This is a genomic window from Parabacteroides sp. ASF519 (assembly GCF_000364265.2).
Lineage (GTDB): Bacteria > Bacteroidota > Bacteroidia > Bacteroidales > Tannerellaceae > Parabacteroides > Parabacteroides goldsteinii.
Map to the genome: position 1 here is coordinate 308,811 of NZ_AQFV02000006.1, position 24,755 is coordinate 333,565.

Here is a 24,755-nt window from a genome sequence, read left to right on the forward strand (position 1 = left end):
TTATATATTATAGTGGGATAAATATACCTACTACTTAGTCAAAAGATAAAACAAGCTCATTTTTAACTTTAGTTCACAAACAAGCTCTACTTAAAGACAAGGAATATTCAGAAAAGAGGGAAGTCCGTTTTATAAGGAAAGATAGATAAGAATAAAAGCGACCGCTTTATTTCCAAGCACTTTACGAAGTTCTTTCAGAGCCTGATAGATATGTGCTTCTACCGTACGTTCAGACAAGGATAGTCTTTTCGCAATTTCTGCATGCGACAAGTTTTCAAAACGGCTCATGATAAAAACTTTCCGCCGCATTTCCGGAAAGGAAGAGATGACATTGAAAATATATTCTCGTAAGGAGTCGGCTTCAATCGCATCTTCTTCCGAGCTGGAAACCAGTTTCGCATCCCTGATTTCTTCCACCGGAAGGTTTCTATGAAGGGCTTCTTCCACATATTTATAGGCTAAATTACGGGCGATGGTCGAGATATAGGCTTCAAAGTTAAGCTCAGGTAATATATTTCCACGCTTTTCCCAAATAGTCAGGAAGAGTTCCTGAACGACATCTTCTGCCAAATCAGCGTCATTCAGCAAATACAGAACGGTGTTGTATACCTTCGGACTGTACCGCCAGTAGACAGTATTAAAAGCATCCCTGTCTCCCTCCTTCAGACGATATAAAAGTTCACTATCCATGTTTATACTGTAATTCTCCTCATTAAATAGCTGTCAGGTTAACAATTCGGCAAAAGATAATTATTTTTCACCTAGCAACATATCCTAATTCCGATACAAATATAAACCTATTATTATTATTACAAATAGTATTTGCCAATACATGAACCACAAAGTTATAAACAACCGGATCACAGTTATTTCTTGGAAACCGTCACATATCGTAAAAGTTCGCAATGCCCGCTGACATCCATTATTCCTTTTTTGAACAATTCGCTTTTCAACCTCTTAAACGAGACTTCTCCAAAGTTATGTAGTGTTTTCAATCTTTCTATCTCTTCATTTTCTAAAATATATCTCACTAAATCTTCCAACGTATCTATATGATTATCTCTTAAGGCATTATAGGTCCTTGTATCCAGATCAAGAGAGACAGTCAATGGCTTCTTCAGCAAAAGTTGCTGGTTCTCTAATGAAATCTTTTCCCCGGCAAACTTCATTCGCAAATCTTGCTCAGACTGCAGTTTCTTTATTCTGGCATTCAATGATATTATCTTCGATTTCAGTTCCCAGATTTCCTTATCTTTCTTTTCGCTCTCATCCAGATAACTCCTAATAAATCCGGTTTGACTACCGATATCCACCAGGGCTTCCTGAAATATGATCTTTACTTTGCGTTGTGTAATTTTCAGATGTTTTGCCACCTTTTTAATACTTATATGGGTTGCCAACGCATGGAATACGAATTTTTTGTTCTCAGAGTTAAGCAAGTTGCGCATTTCCGTTATAATAAACAGATATTCCGGAGTGAGCTTTTTAAATGATTCATATACAACATCTTTTTCGGTCACGTATTTTTTGGGGGGTACAGGTTGTGGCTGTGCTTCTACGTGTTGTTGCTCAGGCACGGAAGGTTGTTCTTCGGGTGTTGGAGAGACAATAAGAACTTCTTCCTGCAACGTTGCGTCAGGAGCTGTAAATGCGTTATTTACAAGACAAAGCTTCTGTTCTCGGGTAAAAAGAAGTTTTGCATAATCGCGTAATCTAGTTAACATACTCATCATAACATAAATAGTTTAGTTAAGTCAAAATATAAAGAATGTGATATTACTATATCAGCCGAAATTAGAACCGGGGATAATTTATGCAAACTGAAATAAAACTTTAAAATACCTTTTTTCCATAATTATAACGGAAGGAAGTCAACGCCATGGCTTCTAAAACATTCCCCACAGGAACAAAGGTAACAGATATGATTAAAAAAACAACAGATTACGGTAAGAAAATCAATGCTAAAGATTAAAACTGCCCTATCCTCGCGAACCAGACAGCTATTTACATATTTGAATATATTGTATATTATTTCAAATATGAATAGTTGGGAGCTTATAAAAAAGCCCTAACCCCCTTTTAATGTTTACCAATCCTATCTCCTTTCGCATCTTCTACATATATGAATCCAAAACCTGTTATCTTCTTTTTACAAAGAAAGCCAGAATATCCCATGCCCCAATATTCATGGCTAGGTAAAATACATAAACATCTGAATATTTTACATAGCATGGAGGAAAAGAAAAAAGCAGGACAGATTGTTATTTCCCATATGAGTAGGTAAGGGCTTGTCCTTATATTTGTCTCAAATAAAATAAGTTCGATATGGAAAGAGAAACACAGGGAAGCACGGATTTATGAGATGAATTACCTATATTTCCGCGTTCACCTGAGTTTCTTTCAGGTCAGGTCTTTTCTAATTCACTTTTCCGGTACTTACATCCACGATAGTACCGCTAATAGTACGATTTCCATTCGGACCTGTAATATAATAAACAACCAATACTTTACTATTATCAATTACTACCGGCCATGAATATCCCACATCGGTACCGCGACCATTATCGTCACGCAGAATAAACTCTTCAGCGGTAGCAAAATCTGAACATTCGGCATCCAGTATTTTGCATCTGATGCCACAAGGTTCCTGACGATAACCATAGGTCAAGAAAACACGGTCATCCGGAAGTCTTACAGCAGCCAAGGCATGCCCGTTGAAGCCCATAGTCTCCCACTTGAAGGTCTTACCCCCATCGGTAGAACGTGATATGCTTGTCTTCATATCATCCATACGAATAAAGGCAACAATATCACCTTTAGGCGTTTCATAAACCGAAGCCTCTCCAAAAGAATGTCCGCTATCGGCAGCAACCTCTCCCGAATAGCTCCAGGTACGGCCACTATCATCCGAAATAAGCAAATGATTAGAGAATCTTTCTTGTGTTGCATCATCCAGACGAGTCACGACCCAATATACACGCCCGCTTTTACCCTGATACAATGCGCCACGGTTATAAGCTGCCAACGGATCGCCAAATACGTCTTTATAATCACTACCGTCTACCCTAGGAGGATAAATAGGTGAAGACCAAGTCTTGCCATTATCGCTAGAACGTAATACATATCCACCCAACGAAACAAATCCCCGGTTATAATACACCGGTTGCTTCAATCCATTAGCCCGTTCCGCACTCAGCTTACACCAGCCGTAACCCGAACAAAGTAACGTACCGTCATTCAATTTCAGCAAACAAGGGTCTTGTGCACCACCATAAGGATGGGCATAAATCATTTCAGCATCCTGCGTCCAGTTTTCCCCATCATTGGAGCGCACCAGTTTCAGGTAACTATTAACATGAGTAAACGAATAGTTAGTTTCACCAAATAATAAATTGTCGGGGGCACTACGAAATGCCACCAAGTATTCACCATCGTTTTTTACAACAGAGGGTGATGTCACATAAAATTCGGGATTCTCATAAATCACTATATCTTTTATTTTCGTAATTTTATTTTCAATTGGCAACTCAGGATCTTCACCCTCGGGTGTCACAGGATCTGAGTCTTTACACGAAGGGCACACCAAAATAAACGATAACAATAAGACTGCAACCACGCCTGTCTTCCTAAAATTCAATATAATAGATTTCATAAACTTATTTATATTTTAGTATGATAGTCACAAGGTATCTTCAACCCTGCTTATTAATTTTATTATAGGGGGAAACCAAAACCTTGCTGTTCATCATTTCCCCCAATCAATTACATCAGTCTGTTTACTATTTCTGAGGTTCTATTTCAATAATACTTCCGGCTATATGACGCCTAGGATCACCTCCCGGACTAGTGATATAATACACTACCAACACACGGTTATTATCCATCACTACCGCCCACGGATACCCAACATCAGTACCTTGTCCATTATCATCGCGAATGATAAATTCTTTCGACTCCTTATAGTCGGTACCTTCGGCATTCAATATTCTGGCTCTTACTCCGCAAGGTTGTCTACGATAGCCATAAACCAGCAAAATTCGTTTATCCGGAAGTCTTACAGCTGTCAGAGGTAGTCCGTAGAAACCCATGTCTTCACATTTGAAACTCTTACCTCCATCGGTAGAACGTCCTATCATAGCGTTTCCTGGATAATCGGAACGAATGAAAGCCAAAATATCGCCTTTAGGAGTCTCATAAGTTGAAACTTCATTACACATAGGTACACCACCCGGATGTACTTCCGACATATATTGCCAAGTAAGCCCCTTGTCGTCCGATACGATCAAATGCGTAGAAGTTTTCTCTAATGGGAAACCGTCCATACGAGCTACAACCCAATAGATCCTACCGTTTTCACCTTCATAAAGTGCACCACGATTGTATGCCGGATACAATTTACCTAAGGGATTATAGTAGACAGTTCCTGGTAAACTGGGCGGATAAATAGGACCTTGCCAGGTCTTTCCATTGTCTATAGAACGCATAATATATCCACCAATACCCGCAAAACCATTATTAAAATACAACGGTTGTTTCAATTGGCTTGCCGCTTCCTGAGTCATATCGGACCAACCATAACTGGTACAAAGCAAAGTTCCATCACTCAACTTCAACAAGCAGGGATCCTGTGATCCTCCGAAGGGGTGAGCGACAATCAATTCCGGATCTTCAGTCCAGTTTTCCCCATCTTTAGAACGTACCATCACACAATGGCTATTAGGATCGGTGTGGTCATACCATCCTCCTAACAATACTTTGTCCGGAGCACGACGGAAAGCCACCAGATACTCACCCTCGCTCTTTACCACCGATGGAAAAGTACAATAAAACCTCTCATTTTTATAAATCACAAAATCCTTTACCTTTCGCATTCCCGGACCGTTATCTTCCGCCATCGTAGGTTCCGGAGTACTTTCATTTGCTTTAACGACATTTCCCGAATGAGTTGTCAATGTAAACAACATTAACAAACCACAATAAATACCTGTTTTCTTTATATTTGATAAAATAAGTTTCATACATGCCTTTTTTAGAATTCGACAAAAGTTTTATATCGCACATTCTTAATTATTGCCATCCGGGAGTTTGTGTCAATACTCCTCCCGACAAATTGATTTCTTTTTGACTGATTTGCAGGAAACCGCCGGTAGCCCGTATACGTTCAGTCAGATTGAAATTGATCTTATCTTTCGTTCCACAATTCCAAACTTCTACTCCATTTTGATTTCTGTCGATGACAGCACCGGCCTCTTTACCATACCATCTTAACAGATCGTAATAGCGAGATGATTCAGCAAACAGTTCGTAGAGTCGTTCACGCTGCAATGCCTCCAGAGAATAGGCAGGTAACGGTTTCAGACCAGCTCTTTTCCTTACGGTATTCATACCGTCGGGTGTTTGAGTCAATTCGGAATGCATCAGCAGGACGTCGGCAAAGCGTATCAAAACCAAATCTTGTGTGTTTGCAAAAACATAATCGTCGTTGGCATTGTCAGTAAATACCGAATATAGCGAATAGGTCTTAGCTTCTTTATTTTTCCAAACGTTGATAGGGACATACTTTTTCTGCCACCACCCTGTCATCAACATTTTAGTGGATACGATCGTTTGCTCGGGATTTACAATTCCTTCAGCCGGGTCGTTTACATTGAATACCGTACCGCTCCGACGAATGACATCGTCGGGTTCATCACGCATCCACTGCTCCACGATACGAGGATTCACAAAACCACATCCCCAACCTTTACCAAAAGGAAAGATTGCCGCTTCGTCGGCTACATCCGGGAAACCGTAAAAAACACAAACATCGTTATGATAATTAAGTCCCCAGTTACCATTGATACCAAACTGGATAGCAAAGACAGTCTCCTTATTTTCACCCGTTTCTCCGATCCATTTCAGATTTTTACCTTTATTGTAAGCATAATCTTCACCCGTATACTCGTTGGTATATGGCCACAATTCACGGAAATCGCGCACCAATCCATGTCCGCTATTTTGAATACAATCGTTCAGATAACTTATTACTTCATCTTTTCCAACATTCCCTCCTTCAAAAAGTGGCAAGGTTTCCGATTTATAATAACCAGTATAGAACAAGAATACACGTGCCATCATCGCCTCGGCAGCCCATTTACTGGCATGCCCCAAATCCGACTTCAGTATACTGGCAAACGGAGTGGCAGGTAACAGTTCGATAGCTTTTTTCATATCCGAACCGATTAATGCAAAAACCTCCGCAGCAGAAGTACGTGGAATATTGGACACATCAGATGTAGGATACAATGGCACATCACCATACATGCGCGTCAGATCAAAATAATACATACCACGCATAAAATGGGCCTCTCCCAACACCTGTTTTTTGGTTGTCTCCGATTTGAATGATATTTGATCGATCGCTTCGATCAGTTTATTACAACGGTAAACACCTTTGTACAATCTCGGCCAACGATTGGAGAACATCTCTATCGTATAGTCATTCAGATTTTCTTCATACAACATTTCCGGAGAAGAACCCGGCACATCGCCACCAAACATCTCATCAGAAAAGATCGTAGGCCCCATAAAAGAAGCTACTTGATTTTCATGCATAATATGATAGCATCCGGCCAATGCTTGTTGGGCATCGTTTTCCGTAAGCGGGAAATTCTGCTCACTTTTCTGAGTCCTGTCTTTCATGTCTAAGAAATCGTCACATTGAACAAAGGCTATCGACAACATCACCAATGTCGCACAACGTATGAAATTATATACTTTTTCCATTACTATTAGAATTTAATATTAGCACCAAATAACAATGTTCTAGGAGTCGGATACATACCGACATCAATACCTTTCGCCCAATAGTTCATACCGAAACCGATTTCCGGCTCCATGCCATAATAACCGGTAAAGGTGTACAAATTCTGTACCGTCATATACAGTCGCGCCTGACTCAGAGGCATTTTGGGGAATAACTGCTTGAAGTCATACCCTAAGGTAACGTTCTGTATACGTAAATAATCGCCGTTTTCAATATAAATGTCAGAAAAATCATTCCAGTTACGAGTAGAAGCAGCATCAATCCGTGGATAACGATTGGAGGTTCCTTCACCATGCCAACGATTTTCGTACACATGTACAGGCCAGTTTTGTTTATAATTGTTCACATCTTTATAAGTGGTAGCAATCTGATTTCCCAAAACTCCACTGGTTACAACAAGAAGATCGAAACCTTTGTAAGCGAAATTCAAAGTAAGACCAAACGTTGCATTTGGGTTAGGATCTCCAATCATAACCCGATCATCGGCATCTATCCTTCCATCATCGTTAGTATCCAAGTAAATCAAATCTCCCGGTTTGGCGTCATTCAGTTTCGCCCCTGGATAATTATCTATCTGTTCGTAATTCTGGAACACACCATCTGTTTTGTATCCATAAAAATATCCGATCGGATATCCTTCTTGTGCACGATAGATAGAAACAAAATTCGTAACAAAGGAACTAGCCTCGCCATCAATATAACCTTCATTATTAGCGATACGGGTCACCTTGTTCTTATTGACACCCACATTAAATGTTGCTCCATAGTTGAAACTTCCAACATGATCATTCCAGTTAAGCGAAAGTTCTATACCATTATTTTTCACATCTCCCCCATTAATATACGGAGCACCAGCACCGTAAGAGGCCAAAATAGGAGCCTGTACAAGCCAATCTTTCGTCTTTTTCTGATACCAATCAAAAGTAAGGCCCAAACGCCCGTCAAAGAAACGTGAGTCGAATCCCAAGTCGAACTGTTCGGAGGTTTCCCAGGTAACATCTTTATTTTGCAAAATACTGGGGTAAGCTCCCACTGTCCACGTACTCTTATCTTTGCTGAAGAAATAATAGGAATTATTGAATGAATAGAGTGCCATATATTGGAAAGGAGCAATATCCTGATTACCGTTCTGTCCCCAACTAACACGGATTTTGAGAAAGTCCATCCAAGTTTTCGTCGATTCCATAAACTTCTCATTGCTCATCACCCAACCGGCAGATACAGACGGAAAATATCCCCAACGATTGCCACGCGCAAAATTGGAAGAACCATCAGCACGCATAATCAAAGACAACAGATAAGTCTCTCTAAAGTCGTAGTTCACACGTCCGAAAAAAGAAGAGATCGCTGTTTCATTGAATGGCGCACCTCCAACATACGTTCCACTCGGGTCGAAAGTTTGAATATTACTCAAGTAAGCATAGTCCAAACCTTCAAAGCTAGTATTTTTGTTTCCTCCACTAATGCTTTCTCCTAAATTTGCCTTATCAATAGATTGCCCGATAAGCGCACTGAAATTGTGATCGTCTTTAATTTTGAACCGATAAGACAATGTGTTTTCCCATTGATATCCGTAACGTTGCTCCTGCCCCTGAGCCACTGTCGCTTCATTACGATATAAAGTAGGACACAAATAATACACCGGTCCATACGCCCGACGAGAATGAGTATTAAACGAAAATCCGAAATTAGTCTTGAATACAAGATTTTTAATCGGCTGGACTTCAGCATATATACTACCAATCAGGGAGTTTCTCTTATTTACAACCTGCGCATTGTTATAGTAATAATTACCGATAGGGTTGGGAGTCGGAGTATCATAAGTCAACGCCTCATGATAATCTCCCTTTTCATTCATAAGGGGCATCAGTGGGTTTGCCTGCAAAATGGAACGGAGGGAATTGTTGAACTTATTGCCAGTACCGAATTCTCCATCCTCCTTTTTATAGGTATAGAGCAATGTTTCACCGAACTTTAAGATATCATGCGACTTGTTTTTAATGATAGAATGTTCGGTATTAATACGTAGAGCATAACGGGTATATTTCGGAACAATAGGCTGACCTATGATACCTTCCTGTTCCGTATCTGAAATACCAATCGAATAAATCGATTGCTCCGTTCCTCCTACGATATTGAGTGAATGGTTCTGGATCAAGGCATTTTTGTTCTCGGCCTCATCCAACCAGTTCGTTCCCGTCCATCCGTTTTGTATGTCATTCCAATTGGAAAGTGTTGAAAAATCCGGATCGGGTGTTCCAATATTATAATTCGCTTCGTTTTGCAAATCTATATATTGTTGAGCGTTCAGCATATCAATCTTTTTACTGATATTCTGAAACCCCACATAACCGTCATATGAGATATGAGCCTTACCAGCTTTACCGCGTTTAGTGGTAACCAGGATCACACCATTGGCTGCACGCGCACCATAAATGGCCGATGAAGCCGCATCTTTCAACACATCGATCGATTCAATATCAGACGGGGTAACCAGATTGATATCACCGCCCACATAACCGTCAATGATATAAAGCGGATCAGAATTTCCGATAGTACCTATACCGCGCACATTTACCTTAAAACTACTCCCCGGTTTACCCGATTCCTGTACAATAGTCACACCCGGAGACTGGCTCTGCATGGCAGTTAAAGGAGAGGTTGTACTCAGTTTTTGCAAATCTTCGCCTTTTACTTGTATCGTAGCACCGGTAGTCAATTTTTTCTTCTGCACACCGTAACCAACAACAACCACTTCCTCCAAACTCTGAGTATCTTCCTGTAGTCTTACTGAAATCGTATTCTGCCCTTGCAGGCTAATTTCCTGACTGATATATCCTATATAAGAAACCAATAAGGTGGATCCGGATACATTCAATGAGAAATTTCCGTCGATATCCGTTATCGTACCGTTTGTTGTCCCCTTTTCAACAACATTAGCCCCGACAATCGGTTCTCCATTTACATCGGTCACTATCCCCTTGATCATTTTTACCTGTTGTTTTTCTAGGGACAGCTCATGTTCTTTTTCTTTATACAGAACAATATGCTTATCATTGATCACATATTTCACATCGCTGTTTTTCAACAATTTATCCAATACTTCCGACACGCTCTTATCTTTAACGTCTACAGACACTTTCCGGTCGGCATTGATCTGTCTCAAATTATAAGTGAAATAGAACGAACTTTTCTGTTCTATAATCGAAAGCACCTCTTGTAAAGGTTTGTTTTTAATATTTAAGGATAACCTGACTGTTTGTGAATAAGTCACACTAGCTGTGATTTGCATAGTGCCTAATAACAAAAATAATAGGATACATCTCATAATAATCAGACTTTTTCGAAGCCACGGCGAATTAAGCACATCGCCAATTGTGCTTTTCACGATAAAATTCATACATTTGTATTGTATTAGTTAGTAATAAATTTAGGTGTCTCTAATAAGTTACTTGCTAAATTCGAACCGGAGATGTTTGCGGCATCTTCGGTTCTTTATTTTTATATTCCGGTTTATATCATAGGCACATTATTTTGTAGGGTTACAGATTTTTATTTGATCTCCATGAATTCTATAATCCAATTTACGAGTATCTTTCAATAAAGCCATTACCTGGCCTATCGTAGCCGTTTCTTTAAAACGACAGGTAAAAATTTCGGCTGATAATTCTTGATCTGTTATTTCGATACGTACATTAAATTTCCGTTCCAACTCATTTACTATTTCATCCAACCGCTGGTTGATATAAGCAGCTTCACCCAATGTCCAGGATTTGATTACATTCGTGTCAACCTTATCATTTATCACCAGTCCGTTCTTTTTAGAATAAGCAACCTGCTGATCCGGTTTCATTGTCACCTTATGTTCGTTGTCATTCGTCACAACTTCTACTTTACCATCGGCCAAGGTAACAAAAGAGGATTCATTCTCATAAGCTTTCACATTAAACTTCGTGCCCAGCACCTTTACTTTCAGCAAATCGACATGAACAGTAAAAGGTGACTTTTCATTATGTGCCACTTCAAAAAATCCCTCTCCCAGGAGTGTCACACTTCTCTCTTTAGAAGAAAACCGGGTCGGATAAGTAAACTTAGTCCGTGAATTAAGCCACACTTTTGTTCCATCCGACAAAGTTAACGACACACGCTGCCCACCTGGTACCTCCACGACATTCATTTGCGCCGGTTCGTCTTGCAACTGTATATAGATGTTTACACTCAATAACCCGATTAGAACGGCAGCAACCGCATATTTTATCCAGAAAAAAGAAAAAGAACGAGTGCGGGGTTCATGTGTCACCTCTTTTTTCTGTAATTCAGAAATAAAACGGATATATGCAGTTTCAATCTCTTTTTTATCCGAAAAGCGTAACTCATCCTTCAGTCCCCAAATACGTTCCATCTCAAACAACCAATCGGCATTGGCCTGATCGGCAGCAATCCATTTATCCAGTTCTCTGATTTCAGCAGGAGTACAACGATGACTCAAATATTGTATTAACAGATCTTCATTCATACTTCTTTTTATTTATATATAAAGAAGACAACCGACAGATCCGAAACTACGTAGTCAAAATCAAAAAAAAAATCAATTTAAATGACAAAAGGCAACAAAAAGCAACAGAAGGTCCTTCAAATCCTCCCGCAGAAAAAGGACAGCATGCCGTATATGGCTCTCTACCGTACGATGTGAAATAGCCATTATCTTTGCTATTTCTTTATGTGACAAATCATGATAATAGCATAACCGGAAAGCCTCAGCAGTTTTAGGCGGTAATTTTTCTACTGACAGTTCTACAACCTCCCTGATATTCTGACTGATCACCTGTTTCAATACATCATTGGAATCGGTCTTATTATTAAAAAAAGCTATACGCGCTTCGGCAATCCGTATTCTAGCTTCATATTCTTCTACAACCAATTGGTGTTTCAGATAATTTAAACATCTGTTTTGTAGCCATTTATAAAGAAAAGACTGAATATTGTCCGCATCTATCAACTTTTTCTGCTCCCAATAAGAAGCAAACACATCTTGTACTAAATCTTTTGCTACATGTTCATCCACAAAGCGACAGGCTAAAGCCATTAATTTCGGATAGAAACATTCAAAAAAAGATTTGAAAACAACCTGATCTCCATCTTTTACTTTTTGTATATCTATTGGTAGTTGCACAATTTATGATTTTTCCTTTTGCAAAATAAGCATTTATATTTATATCTTATTCACAAAATCCCATATTTATTCTCTATTCAAATGAGATTGTATTGAAAATCATTATATAAATAAACATAAAAAAGAGGCGCCTAACGATCAGCGCCTCCTCTTACTATTTATAAACTATCATTCAACAAATTCATTGAAATACCGAATGCACTCTTTTATATCCGGCACGGAATTTTCCCAGTTGTATTCGTATTCAATAGAGAAAACACCTTTAAAATGCTGCCGTTTCAACTCATGCAACATTCCTTTCACGTCGAGGATACCGGTTCCCCAGATTACGTCGTGTTGCTCTTTTTCTCCTTCCTGTTTTGCTGCAATGTCTTTGAAATGGAGAGAAATGAGGCGTCCTTCGAGTTTTTTCAGGCAATCCAGCTGGTTCAGACCCTCACGACGCCAATGGCCGACGTCCGCACAGGAACCGATCAGCTTGCTACGGCCGGCGATCGCTTGCAACAGATTATCCGGATTCCAATAGTCGGATGGTTGCGGGTGGTTGTGCACAGAGATTTTTATGCCGTACTGCTCAGCCAGTTTTTCTACGAGGTCCCAGTCGTTTAAGGCAGGCTCGCAGGTGATAAACTCCATGTCCATATCTTTTGCAAATCTGAACATCTTCTCCCAGTCTTCCGACTTATCGGCCACATACACACCCGTAGCTATAATTTTTATACCTTTGGAAGCAGCCAATTCTTTCAGCTCTTTCCGGGTCTGGGTATCCAGGTCGAAACCAAAGACTTTATCGCCCCATTTTCCGCCCAGCTTATGGCCCGGATATACTTCTATATACTTCACTCCCAGTTCCTGAGTTTTATCCAACGCTTCCGTCAGCGGAAAGAGATGGAATGTATAAGACTGTATGGCTATCCTCCAATCTTGTTTTTCCGCTTTCGCCTGTTTGCAGGCAGACAAAAAGCATGCAAACAACAAAAGACAAACAACGGGGAATAATACTTTCTTTATTTGTTTCATAACATTATTCTATTAATTATTCAGGCATATCGGGTAACGAGAAGCCATTTTCGTAGGTATGCCTGATCCATTCGGATGCCATATCTGCCGCACTGAAGTCGGCATAACGCCGGTCGAAACGGGGATCTCCGTCAATTACCTTGAAATCGTCTACCGTTACAATCTTTATCTTATCATTGGGGGAAATATTCGTAAAACGCATATTTTCGCCATCCCATTGGAGTTCACGATGGAGACCGTATAAACCGGAGAGACGGACAGCCAGAACGCCCATCACAACCATCTCATTGAAAGGTCCGGAGAACTGGAAGTTGGACGATGCCTCCGTTCTACTACCCGCCGGTTCCTTACACGCACGAATCCAGTCCTGTTCATGTGCATTCGTATTCCAGATATCGCCGTTACCTCCTTTGACACGAGGTATAGTCGGTTTAGGCTGGTTGAAATTCTCCATGGCAGAGAACGGCAACAATGTGGGATTCATACCATAACAACCGGTCATGATCTTCCCTTTCGTTCCGACGAAGATAATGCCTCCGTTCTCATCTCCCATCATCTCCCCGTCTTTCAACTCTTCCGGCCGGGGCGGCATCAGGCCACCGTCATACCAATATACTTTCACCTCCGGCATCTTCACGTTGCCTTTTGACGGACGTGCCGGGAAGGTATAAGTCACCACCTGGGCATGAGGAGGGGAATACAGGTTGCTAAGGGTAGAGCTGCCGATCACACTTGTCGGATACTTCAGATCAAGCGCCCAATAAAGCGGGTCCATGATATGACAGGCCATATCGCCCAGTGCGCCGGTACCGAAATCCCACCAGCCACGCCAGTTCCAGGGAGTATAAACGGGATTGTACGGACGTTTCCGGGCAGGGCCGATAAACAGGTCCCAGTCCAGCGTCTTGGGACATTTCACGACCGTTTTCGGTTCCTGCAAACCCTGCGGCCAGATAGGACGATCGGTCCAGCAATGTACCTCATACACATCTCCTATTATACCGGATTGTATCCATTCCGCCACCTGGCGGCACCAGTCGAAAGAGTTGCCCTGGTTACCCATTTGTGTCGCCACCTTATATTTTTTAGCCAGACGGGTAAGCAGACGGGATTCGTAAACAGAATGTGTAAGCGGTTTCTGGGTATAACAATGCTTGCCCAGCGTAATTGCATGGGCGGTCACACCGGCATGGGTATGGTCCGGGGTAGCCACCATTACAGCATCGATTGAACTGCCGATCTCATCAAACATCACTCTCCAGTCTTTGAACCTGCGGGCATTAGGATAATCCTTAAAGGTCTTATCCGCATAGTGCCAGTCCACATCACATAGGGCAACGATATTCTCCGTGCTCATGTTCGCCAGGTTACGGCGTCCCATTCCACCGACTCCGATCCCGGCAATATTCAGTTTATCACTCGGTGCTGTAAACCCGAAAGAACGCCCCAGTACATGTCCGGGAACGATGGTAAGACCGGCGGCGGCAAAGGCCCCGGTCTTGATAAATGTTCTTCTTGAAATGTTCGTCATGGTATTCTTTATTTATTGTTTAGCATCCCACCACATACGGGTTGTCGTTTTATCCTCACCGATACGGGATACCGCTGCATTATAATTATCTTCATTCACAATAGCTTCCTGTGCCGGATACGTAATACGCCGGACAGATCCCCGCCAGTCACGTTCGCCGGCTTTTACTACATAACCCGGTTCGGGAGCAACAAAAGGCTCCAGATCAGGGATGTTCAGACGACGATAATCATTCCAGGCTTCCCAACCGTTATCCGGGAAATTCGCAAAATACTTCTGGGTGATGATCTTCTCCAACTGGGAGTCGTGTGAAGTTCCTTTATTTTCGAAGGGAACGGTCGTCCCGTAAGCATTCGGCATTGTCGATTTCATATATTTATCGACAGTATCGTCCGGAATTCCGGCTTCTGCCATAGAGGCTTTGATCCCTTCTTCATAGAACTCTTTTGCAGAGCCTCCCATATTCCAGCCACGGAGTGCCCCTTCCGCACGCAGGAAACATATTTCGGCGTAATACATCAGAATCTGGTCGCGGTTAAACTGGATAGTAAAAGGAACTCCCGGGGTCTTCGTGTCGCTCACATAATAGACTCCAATGCGGGAGTTATTCGTCCGGGAATTCTCGGGAAGTTCTCTTTCCGCTACCGGCAGACCGGACGGAACACCTTTCCATCTTCCCCGGAAATCTTCAGTTGCACCATTATACTCGTTAGTCACATTAAAATAAACAGGACCGCGCGGATCGACACAGGCAGGAACATTCGTATATCCTTCTCCTTCCGGGAACGGGATACCACCCAAACCAGTCAGCAATTTCTCCATCGAGTAACTCATGGTCTGCCGTTTCCCGTTGAACAAATGAGCATTCGCATAATAGAACCGTCCATCAAAGATATAACTCTGGCAACGCCAGATCTTCACATTATCGTTGTTTGATGCGAGTAATGCACCTGCTGTCACGGCGGCTTCGGCTTCTTCTTTCGCTTTCGCCGGGTCGACTTCCGTCAGGCGCATGGCAAGACGCAACCGCAAACTATTGGCGAAACTTTTCCAACGGGTTATATCTCCATTGAATATCAAATCACCTTTACCAGGGGTCGCTCCTTGTACGTCCAATGCGGCAGACGCTTCCGCCAACTCCTTGAACATATCATAATAAATATCTTTCTGAGGATCATAGGGCGCAGCCAGGCCGGAACCATCGGCAGCCTTAAAATAAGGGATATCCCCCCACAAATCGGTAGCCCTGTGAAATAGCCAGACTTTCCAGATACGAGCTATCTGAACGGTATTTACCAATTTGGGATCGTCAGAATAGTTTTTAATTATTTCATTCAGTGCATCGATCCATTGCCAGTGCATATTCCAAAAATCCTGTGTCCAGCTTTCTACCGGCACACAGTTGTTAGAGGCATATTTATCATTTGCAAAATACTGCGCGAAATTATCCACATACAGGTTGTGAATACGCTGATACATATCTACATCCAGTGTTCCTTTTATCATCGTCGGAGTCAACAGGAACGTGGGATCGACGGTCTCCGGTGTCGGGTCGTTCGGATTGAGGTTGATACTATCGAAACTCTCGCACGAGGTTAAAGCTACTCCGCAAAAAGCCAAACCTAACAAATATGATTTTATATGTATATTCATATCAAATACTATTAATGATCCAACAATCGTTTAGAAAGAAACATTCAGGTTGAAACCGAAACTACGCATGGATGGCAGTGAGGCATATTCAATACCCTGCCCGTTTCCCGTACTGTAAGAAGATTCGGGATCATACCCCGGAATATTGTTTTTAATCAGCCACAGGTTACGACCTACAAAACTCAGTTTCAGATTGGTAAACGGAGTTTTGGCCAGCATCTTATTAGGAAACATATAGCCAATAGTCAATTCACGTAACCGAAGATTGGTTCCATCGTAGATAAATTCTTCACCGGCACGAGATACACGGTCCCAGTATGCCTGAGGATTAGCTGCGACTGTATTCTGTTTTCCGTCGGCAGTAACTCCGTCCACCACGATACCGCCTGTACCGGCATACCATTCGTCACGGCCTGCCAACGACATTTCAGTTGTACCGTATTGGGAACCACGAGCCAGAGAGTTTACGAAAATATCACCACCATAACGCATATCCAGCATAAAGCTGAATGATAAATTTTTATAGGTGAATGAGTTTATCATACTTCCTGTCCACTTGGGCATATAATTACCGATTTTTGTATTCATATCGCTTTCCAACAATGGCAGACCATTCTCATCAATAATCTTACGACCTTGTTCGTCACGTTGGTAAGCCCGCCCGTACAAATCGCCATACGTACTGCCTTCCGTAGCAACCACATTCACAAAATCGGTATTCGACAGGATAAAACGCCGGGAATCCGGATGTAATTCTTTGATCTTATTGCTATTCTTCGAATAATTTACAGATACATTCCATTCAAAGTCTTTCGTCCGAACCGGAGTTCCGCTCAGAACGATCTCTATACCTGTATTCTGAATATTTCCGGCATTGATCATCCGGGAGCTCTTACCGGTTGTCGAAGAGATAGGCAGAGCCAGAATCTGGTTGGTTGCATTTTTCTTATACCAGGTAAAATCCGCTCCCAACCGATTATTAAAGAAACGGATATCGAAACCAGCCTCGGTCGATTTGATCAGCTCCGGCTTCAGGTCTGCTAATGGGATCGTACTGGCAGTCGATGCTCCCTTGATATCATCGATAACAGTATAAATACCATAAGTGGTGAGTAAGCGGTAAGGATCGGTATCGTTACCAACTTCCGCATAGGAGGCTCTCAGTTTTGCGAGGGACAACCATTCCGGCACATTCACTTCATACGAACGAAGCATATCCGACACAACCCAGCCAAGCCCTACTGAAGGATAGAAGAACGAACGGTTCCGGAAAGGCAGTGTAGACGACCAGTCGTTGCGGGCTGTCACATCCACGAAAATCCAGTTTCCATAACTCAACTGAGCAAAACCATATACTGAATTTACTGACTTCTTGGTGATATAATTACTTGGAGTAGGCGTTTCACCATTGCTGATCGCAAAGAAATCAGGGATCGCCAACAAGCCTGTCGACATCGCATACGAATTACTTTGCTGGAACATCAGGTTGCCACCGACACTCAGGCTCCCGGAGAAACCGGAATCCCACCAGTTATCTTTTGAGGCAGTTACCAAAGCATCCGTATTTCGTTCCCTGAAGTCACTCGTATTCAAGCCGTAATCACCTTTTCCGTTATATTTTCCATAAGGAGTACCGGAGGCATGGCGCCAATCCCCTTTTTCCCAATACATATCTTCACCGTGACGCAACTTAATGGTCAGCCAGGATGTAGGGGTGTACTGCAAAGCCAGAAAACCGATGAAACGGTCGCGTTGGTTATTATTCTTATTAAAATCGGTTGTATAATAGGGATTCAACACATAGTTCGCTTCATCCGTCGTCCAGCGCTTTACAACTCCGTCCTCATCTACACCACCAACCATATCCGAATAATGCACATTCCGGGGCATCATCAGGTAGTTAGCCATGATATTCTCCGGACTGCCTGTCAATTGCGGACGGTTCCAACCACGCTGTTTCACATAGTTGACTTTAGCATCCAAAGAAAGTTTTTTGCTGAGATTGACCGTAGAACGTAAGTTCAGCATATATTTATCCTGATAATTGGTAGGAATAATCCCATCCATACGTTGATACGACAACGTTCCCCGGAAAGATGTTTTTTCATTTACAGCGTTTGCTTCCAATGTGTTCGTTGTCGTCACACCGGTCCCCAGAAAGTCGGTGATATCATTATCATAGGGCGAATAAGGGCGTTCCTGACCGGTCCAGTCCTTCAGCATCTGACCTTCCATCTTCGCTCCCCAACTATAATTGCTGTTGGCATCGAATATGCCATTCGTACCTTGTCCGTACTGGTTCTGCATTTCAGGTTTAATCAACGGAGTTTCCATCATTACATTTGAGTTCCAGGTAATTCCCAGTCCTTTTGCTTTGGAACCTTTCTTGGTTGTAATCATCAGGACACCGTTACCAGCACGTGCTCCGTACAAGGCGGCAGCGGCTGCACCTTTCAAAACGGATATCGATTCGATATCATCGGGGTTTATATCAGACAAGCCATTACCGCCGTCACTACCACCCCACTGATCTATACCGGAAGTTCCACTGTTAAAGTTATTGACAGGGACACCATCCACCACCACCAGTGGTTCATTATTACCGGCAATGGAGTTATTACCACGAATGACTATACGGCTGGAACCGCCTTCCCCGTTACCGCTCCGGCTGATCTGTACCCCAGCGAGCTTACCACTCAGGCTATTCAGTACATTATTCTCGCGGGCTTCCGTCAGGGATTCGCCTTTAACTTCCTGTACAGCATATCCCAATGCTTTAGTCTCGCGTTTGATACCTAAAGCCGTTACAACAACTTCCCCTATATGCTCTGTCGAAGGATGTAATACAATAGTAAAGGTACGCTGGCTCCCTACCGGTATTTCCTGTGACAGGTATCCGATATAAGAAACAACCAATATGGCATTCGCCTGCGATATTTTCAGGTTAAAACGCCCGTCAGGATCGGTTATCACACCGTTATTAGTTCCTTTTACCAAAATATTGGCACCAATGACCGGCTCACCGGTATCATCTTTTATCACACCGGAAATATCTATTGACTGCTGAACAGAAGGCAATATAGATATAGCAGCTTCTTTCCTTTTGACAAGTATCTGCCGATTATCAATTTTATAAGTGAGATCCGTCCCTTTAAACAACTGGTCGAGTATCACCGTTACAGGCTGATTATCAACATTTACATCAACAACTTTATGGGAATCAATTACATTGTCCAGGTAGACAAATACAAATTCACTGTTTTTCTCTATGTAATTGAAAACCTCTTTGATTGATTTATTATTCATCCGCATAGTCAGCGTAGCCGACTGTGCATATGCTTCGGCAGCAAATACACTGCCTACACTCAGGTTTATTAAAAAGCAGAAAAAGAAAACACTTTTAGGTATTTTGGTAAGTGTTTTTATCAAGGCATGTTCTTTTTTCATACATTTGTGATGTTTTTTCGTTAAACAATAAATAGTTAACAGCTAACGTTTAATTGAAAACTCAGGCCGGATAATATTCCCAGTATTATCCGGTTCGTTTTTACAGTTCCAAATTCACTCCATAGGCATTACGATTTAAAAGGTTAATATTCCGAATTCATTTTATTTTATCAGTTCCACTGTAATAACATTTTCTGTTTTATCAAATGCTACCGGAGCAAAGCCTGTAACCAGTCTCAATACCTCTTCAAGGCTATCCCTCAGATCCAGTTTTCCACTCACATAATACGGTTCCCCTGCGCTTCCCTTATATCTGATATCCTGTCCATAGTAGCGGGACAAACGGTTGAACACCTTATCGAGAGGTTCCTTGTTAAATATCATCAGTCCCTGCGTCCAGCAGACATATTCCGAAGCGTCCACTTTGCGCGTACTTATCTCCGAATTTTTCATGCTGAATAACTCGTCAGGCGCTAATGTAACTTTCTGTTTTGCATTTGTTTCGACCTCAACCTTTCCGTAGACTAAAACAACCGACGATTCTTTATCCTCTTTATAGGCACAGACGCCGAATGAAGTTCCCAATACCTGGACACTCATGCCTTCCGCCTTCACATAAAACGGTCGGTTTACATCACGCTTCACCTCCAGATAAACTTCTCCGTCTACATATATCTCACGTTTTTCTTTTGAGAATACTGCGGGATAAGTAACTTTTGTTCCTGAATTCACATAAATATGTGTTCCGTCAGCAAAATAGATATGGGTACGCTTCCCTTTAGGCACAATTATCTGATTATAGACAGGAGACTCATTTGTATCAGATTTGACTTCCTGACCTACAGTCTGAGAATTAACAATGACTGTTCCATCGCTCTTATATTTCAGGCTGGCATCATCATCTACATTCAGCAGCTTTTCTCCGGTAGTAACAAGTAATATTTTATTATTCCCTATTTCCTGAGTACTTAATGTTTGTGCGAGTTCCTCAATAGATTGTCCGTCTATCCTGCCTGAATGCAGCCAAAAAGAGATACCCCCGGCGACAAACAGGACCACAGCAGCTGCTACAGCATAAAGAAGCTTGCGACGTATCGCATGCCGCTCCATCCTTTCAATACGTTCAGTGATTACGTTCCAACTTTCCTGTTCTCCTTCACCATACTTATCTGCCTCATAATGACGATAAGCAAGAAGATGTTTACGGATCATTTTCCCAAACTGTATTTTCGGTTCTTTCCCTATAGCAGATTTCATTTTTTAAGTCTTTATATCAAAAACACCTTCTACAGGAAAAAGTACTCAACTTTTTAAAGAAAAAGATGAGACAAGCAAAATTTTAACACTTCCTGATAAATACCTCTTTAAAGGGAAAGGTAAAATTCACGTAATTTGATCAATGTTCGGGACACTAAATTCTTGGAAGACTGATAGTTTATCCCCAACACCTCTCCTATCTCCTCATAGGACAGATCGCGAATAAAACGAAGATAAATTGCTTCCTTCTGACGCGAAGACAGTAATTTTATAGCTTTCTCAAGCTTCTTTTTCTGCATCCACTCCTCATCATTGTCTACAAAACGATCAAAAAACTCTTCATCTGCAGTAAAGTCGAAGAGAAAGTCTTCGATTGTTTCCATCTGTACGGAACTTGACACTTCTTTAAACAAACGATGTTTAAGTGCACAAATAAGGTATGTATTAATATTTATAGTCTCACTCAGATTACTTCTATTCGTATGTAGCTTTACAAACAGATCCTGGATACAATCCCTGACAAGCTCCGGATCATTACAAAGTTTTATACCGTAAGCAAGCAGTAACCGGTATTGCTTTTTATAAATATAAGCCAATGCCTTTTTATCTCCTTTCAGGAAAAGGTTCCATAATTCAGTATCGGATAACAAAGAATAAGGCATATCACACTATTAATAATTTAAACACTGCCTCAAAAATATCCATTTATTTTTATTTGTACCAAATTCTCAGCCCCCTAAAAGAAAAACGTAAGTTCATTTCACGAAGCCGATCTTTGGCCGTGACTTGTTTAGTGCCTTATTCTTGCTCTGTAGCTCTGCTAACGTTTCGTTGATTAGCTCTAACTGCATACGGGTATCATCGTTGATATCGTTGTAGTCGGCGAATACATCCTCTATGTACTCTTTCAATTCCCTTACCTGATTCTCCAACTGTCCTACTCTGTCAACCGGAGGATTTAATACCAGGTGACGGACCGCAACAAAAGCTCTCATAATGGATATATTTATTTCAATAGCCGTATCAGAGTTGAGAACACTACTCAACATTGAAACCCCTAACTCACTGAAAGCGTACGGCATGTATTTAGGATGCTGCCCTCTACCTTTGTTTAAGGTGCTAAAATTGCACCTTAAAGACTCCCACTCATCCTTTGTTAACTCAAACATGAAATCCGGTGCCGGGAAACGCCTAATATTATTCTTTACAGATCGTTTCAGGTATTTTGTTTCAGTACCGTACATCTCAGCTAAATCAAAGTCCAGCATAACCTTTTGCCCTCGTATCTCGTATATCTTACTTTGTATCAATTGCAGCTGTTCCATATCATTCTACTTTGATGTTGATATTCTTACCATAAACAAAAAACCGTTTACTATCATATGATAATAAACGGTCTATTTAGATTGTGTTGTCTCACGAGGATTCGAACCTCGACAGACAGAACCAAAAACTGTAGTGCTACCATTACACCATGAGACAATCCGGCGCTTTATCTAAAGCGATGCAAAGGTAAGAATAAAATCTTACCTTGCAAGCGTTTTCAGCATTTTTCTTATTTTGCAATCAGCAGATAATAGTTCTTTTTACCTCTCTGAACCAGCAGGTATTTTTCATTCAACAGAGAAGAACAGTCGATAACAGCCTCTGTATCAGCCAATTTTTCTTTGTTTACACTGATACCGCCACTCTGCACCAGTTTACGCATCTCACCTTTTGAAGCGAAAACGGCAGCTTTCTCTGTGAGCAGGTCGATAGCCTTCACGCCGGCACTCAGTTCGTCACGGCTGATCTCAAACTGCGGAACACCTTCAAATACGGCCAACAGTGTGTCTTCGTCGAGCTTCATCAAAGATTCGTGGGTAGAGTTACCGAACAGGATATTGGATGCTTCAACAGCAGCTTCATAATCTTCCAGGGAATGAACCATTACAGTGATTTCCTTTGCCAGGCGTTTCTGCAACGGACGAAGGTGGGCAGCTGCGGCCTGTTCCTCTTCCAATGCGGCTATTTCTTCTTTGCTCAGGTCTGTGAAGATCTTGATATATCTGGCGGCATCGGCATCGCTTACGTTCAACCAGAACTGGTAGAATTTGTAAGGAGAAGTATAACGACGGTCCAACCATACGTTACCCGATTCCGTCTTACCGAACTTGCCACCGTCGGCCTTTGTGATCAGCGGACAGGTCAAGGCAAATGCCTCACCACCTGTTTTACGACGGATCAGTTCAGTTCCGGTCGTGATGTTACCCCATTGGTCGGAACCACCCATCTGCAAGCGGCAACCTTCGTTCTGATACAAGAACAGGAAATCGTATCCCTGCAACAACTGGTAAGAAAATTCAGTGAAGGACATACCTACACTCGATTCGGAGCTAAGACGTTTCTTAACAGAATCCTTAGCCATCATATAATTAACTGTCAGGTGTTTACCGATATCACGGATAAAGTTCAGGAAGGTATACTCTTTCATCCAGTCGTAGTTATTCACCAACTTGGCTGCGTTAGGAGCATCTGAATCGAAATCCAGGAACTTTGACAACTGTTTTTTGATGCTTTCCTGATTGTGGCGAAGCGTTGCTTCATCCAGCAGATTACGTTCTGCCGACTTCATTGAAGGGTCTCCGATCATACCGGTGGCACCACCGACCAGAGCGATAGGACGGTGTCCGGCACGCTGCAAATGCTTCAGCATCATTACACTAACAAGGTGTCCGATATGTAATGAATCGGCCGTCGGGTCAATGCCTACGTACGCAGAAGTCATTTCTTTCTGTAACTGCTCTTCTGTTCCGGGCATCATATCATGAATCATGCCCCTCCATCTTAATTCTTCAACAAAATTCATCGTTTTAATTATTCATTATTATATAGTTAATGTGGGCAAAGATACGACTTTATGTGGATACGCAATTCATAAAGTAAACATAAACAAGACAACCGCATCAAAATAAAGATTCATTTTGTTGACAGATTGCATACATTAGAACCCAAATTGCAGATTACCATCCACAAAAAGCAACACTTTTCTACCTACTAATTATTCATAAATCCGCCAGCCATAATTTTTGCTATTTCAAACCAATATTCTACCTTTGCTACCATTACCGGGGAGAAATCCGGTATAATGTTATAGAGCATTTAATTATCTAAGTGTAAAACTGGAAATTTAACAAAGATGATATTTAGATGTTCGTGCCACGCTTATGTAATTTTTGTTACGATAAGTGGGGGTACGGGCATATTATGTATTCTCATCTTTGGGGTCTTCCAGTACCTACACTTAGGGTTTATGTATATGTTACGTGCCCCTTTTTTGTGCGGTTGCGAAACATATCTGACTTAAAATTCCGTAGGATATGAAAAAGAAAACACTAGTACAACTTCGCCACATCGCCGACCGCATCCCAAAACAATGCCCCTGTGAGATTGCCGCCTTTCTTTACTCCATCTGTGAGGAGTGGAAATTTGCTTTTTTGAACGGTTGCCTGGTATTTATAGCAGATGGAAACCCTGTCCTCGTCATGCCGCTAACCACTATTTATGGGACATTAAGAACAGGCAATACACTCTATATCCTTTGTAATAACGGAGCACTGCATTATTTCGACCGAAAAACACACCAGCATTGGGTTTCTTTCCTCGACAATACGGACGAAGACCTCTTTAACAGTATGTTCAACTGACGCGGATCAAACGAACTTATTATCAGATGTGAAAATGATCTCTCATCCTATTGATCCGATCATTTTATTGCAATGACTGGGAGAAGAGTTCTCAATGTCTTTTTACTTAGAGGTAGGTGTAAACAGATTTAGAGGTAGGTCTATTTTCATTTAGAGGTAGGTGTAAATTGATTTACACCTACC

17 protein-coding genes are annotated in these 24,755 nt (G+C 41.7%); 1 reads left to right on the plus strand and 16 read right to left on the minus strand.

The window, feature by feature from the left end; genetic code table 11:
- Nucleotides 1-129: 129 nt before the first annotated feature.
- The 16 genes from C825_RS01445 to tyrS all read right to left on the minus strand — a co-directional run bounded on the left by C825_RS01445 (nt 130) and on the right by tyrS (nt 23,734).
- On the minus strand, nt 130-690 hold the full coding sequence (locus tag C825_RS01445; RefSeq protein WP_010801118.1) for an RNA polymerase sigma factor: 561 nt from the start codon (nt 688-690) through the stop codon (nt 130-132).
- Between the two features lie 176 nt (nt 691-866).
- Nucleotides 867-1,733, minus strand: coding sequence for a DNA-directed RNA polymerase subunit alpha C-terminal domain-containing protein (locus C825_RS01450; RefSeq protein ID WP_009860384.1), 867 nt, complete (start codon nt 1,731-1,733; stop codon nt 867-869).
- A 683-nt stretch (nt 1,734-2,416) separates the two neighbouring features.
- Nucleotides 2,417-3,652 carry a sialidase family protein gene (locus C825_RS01455; protein ID WP_009860385.1) on the minus strand — a complete coding sequence of 412 codons (1,236 nt, stop codon included), beginning with the start codon at nt 3,650-3,652 and terminating at the stop codon, nt 2,417-2,419.
- 127 nt (nt 3,653-3,779) lie between these two features.
- Nucleotides 3,780-5,018 carry a sialidase family protein gene (locus C825_RS01460; protein WP_010801119.1) on the minus strand — a complete coding sequence of 413 codons (1,239 nt, stop codon included), beginning with the start codon at nt 5,016-5,018 and terminating at the stop codon, nt 3,780-3,782.
- 49 nt (nt 5,019-5,067) lie between these two features.
- A complete protein-coding gene (locus tag C825_RS01465) occupies nt 5,068-6,765 on the minus strand; it encodes a RagB/SusD family nutrient uptake outer membrane protein (protein ID WP_010801120.1) in 1,698 nt (565 codons plus the stop codon).
- 5 nt (nt 6,766-6,770) lie between these two features.
- The gene (locus tag C825_RS01470; RefSeq protein ID WP_228100112.1) at nt 6,771-10,133 is read right to left on the minus strand and encodes a TonB-dependent receptor; all 3,363 of its coding nucleotides are present in this window, start codon (nt 10,131-10,133) and stop codon (nt 6,771-6,773) included.
- 201 nt (nt 10,134-10,334) lie between these two features.
- Nucleotides 10,335-11,321, minus strand: a complete 987-nt coding sequence (locus tag C825_RS01475; RefSeq protein ID WP_010801121.1) for a FecR family protein — start codon at nt 11,319-11,321, stop codon at nt 10,335-10,337.
- Nucleotides 11,322-11,393: 72 nt separating this feature from the next.
- Nucleotides 11,394-11,978 carry an RNA polymerase sigma-70 factor gene (locus tag C825_RS01480; protein ID WP_009860390.1) on the minus strand — a complete coding sequence of 195 codons (585 nt, stop codon included), beginning with the start codon at nt 11,976-11,978 and terminating at the stop codon, nt 11,394-11,396.
- A 168-nt stretch (nt 11,979-12,146) separates the two neighbouring features.
- Nucleotides 12,147-12,998: a sugar phosphate isomerase/epimerase family protein gene (locus C825_RS01485; RefSeq protein WP_009860391.1), complete on the minus strand. Its 852-nt coding sequence runs from the start codon at nt 12,996-12,998 to the stop codon at nt 12,147-12,149.
- 16 nt (nt 12,999-13,014) lie between these two features.
- The gene (locus C825_RS01490; RefSeq protein ID WP_010801122.1) at nt 13,015-14,529 is read right to left on the minus strand and encodes a glycoside 3-dehydrogenase; all 1,515 of its coding nucleotides are present in this window, start codon (nt 14,527-14,529) and stop codon (nt 13,015-13,017) included.
- A gap of 12 nt (nt 14,530-14,541) precedes the next feature.
- The gene (locus C825_RS01495) at nt 14,542-16,182 is read right to left on the minus strand and encodes a SusD/RagB family nutrient-binding outer membrane lipoprotein (protein ID WP_010801123.1); all 1,641 of its coding nucleotides are present in this window, start codon (nt 16,180-16,182) and stop codon (nt 14,542-14,544) included.
- 30 nt (nt 16,183-16,212) lie between these two features.
- On the minus strand, nt 16,213-19,629 hold the full coding sequence (locus C825_RS01500; RefSeq protein ID WP_010801124.1) for a SusC/RagA family TonB-linked outer membrane protein: 3,417 nt from the start codon (nt 19,627-19,629) through the stop codon (nt 16,213-16,215).
- A 162-nt stretch (nt 19,630-19,791) separates the two neighbouring features.
- Complete coding sequence (locus tag C825_RS01505) at nt 19,792-20,886, minus strand: FecR family protein (RefSeq protein WP_010801125.1); 1,095 nt, start codon at nt 20,884-20,886, stop codon at nt 19,792-19,794.
- Nucleotides 20,887-20,993: 107 nt separating this feature from the next.
- A complete protein-coding gene (locus C825_RS01510; RefSeq protein ID WP_009860396.1) occupies nt 20,994-21,548 on the minus strand; it encodes an RNA polymerase sigma factor in 555 nt (184 codons plus the stop codon).
- Nucleotides 21,549-21,641: 93 nt separating this feature from the next.
- A complete protein-coding gene (locus C825_RS01515) occupies nt 21,642-22,211 on the minus strand; it encodes an ORF6N domain-containing protein (RefSeq protein WP_010801126.1) in 570 nt (189 codons plus the stop codon).
- Nucleotides 22,212-22,441: 230 nt separating this feature from the next.
- Entirely contained in the window at nt 22,442-23,734 is a 1,293-nt protein-coding gene (tyrS, locus tag C825_RS01520; RefSeq protein WP_010801127.1) for a tyrosine--tRNA ligase, read from the minus strand.
- 511 nt (nt 23,735-24,245) lie between these two features.
- Here tyrS and C825_RS01525 point away from each other — a divergent pair.
- The gene (locus C825_RS01525; RefSeq protein WP_009860400.1) at nt 24,246-24,572 is read left to right on the plus strand and encodes a hypothetical protein; all 327 of its coding nucleotides are present in this window, start codon (nt 24,246-24,248) and stop codon (nt 24,570-24,572) included.
- Nucleotides 24,573-24,755: the final 183 nt, after the last annotated feature.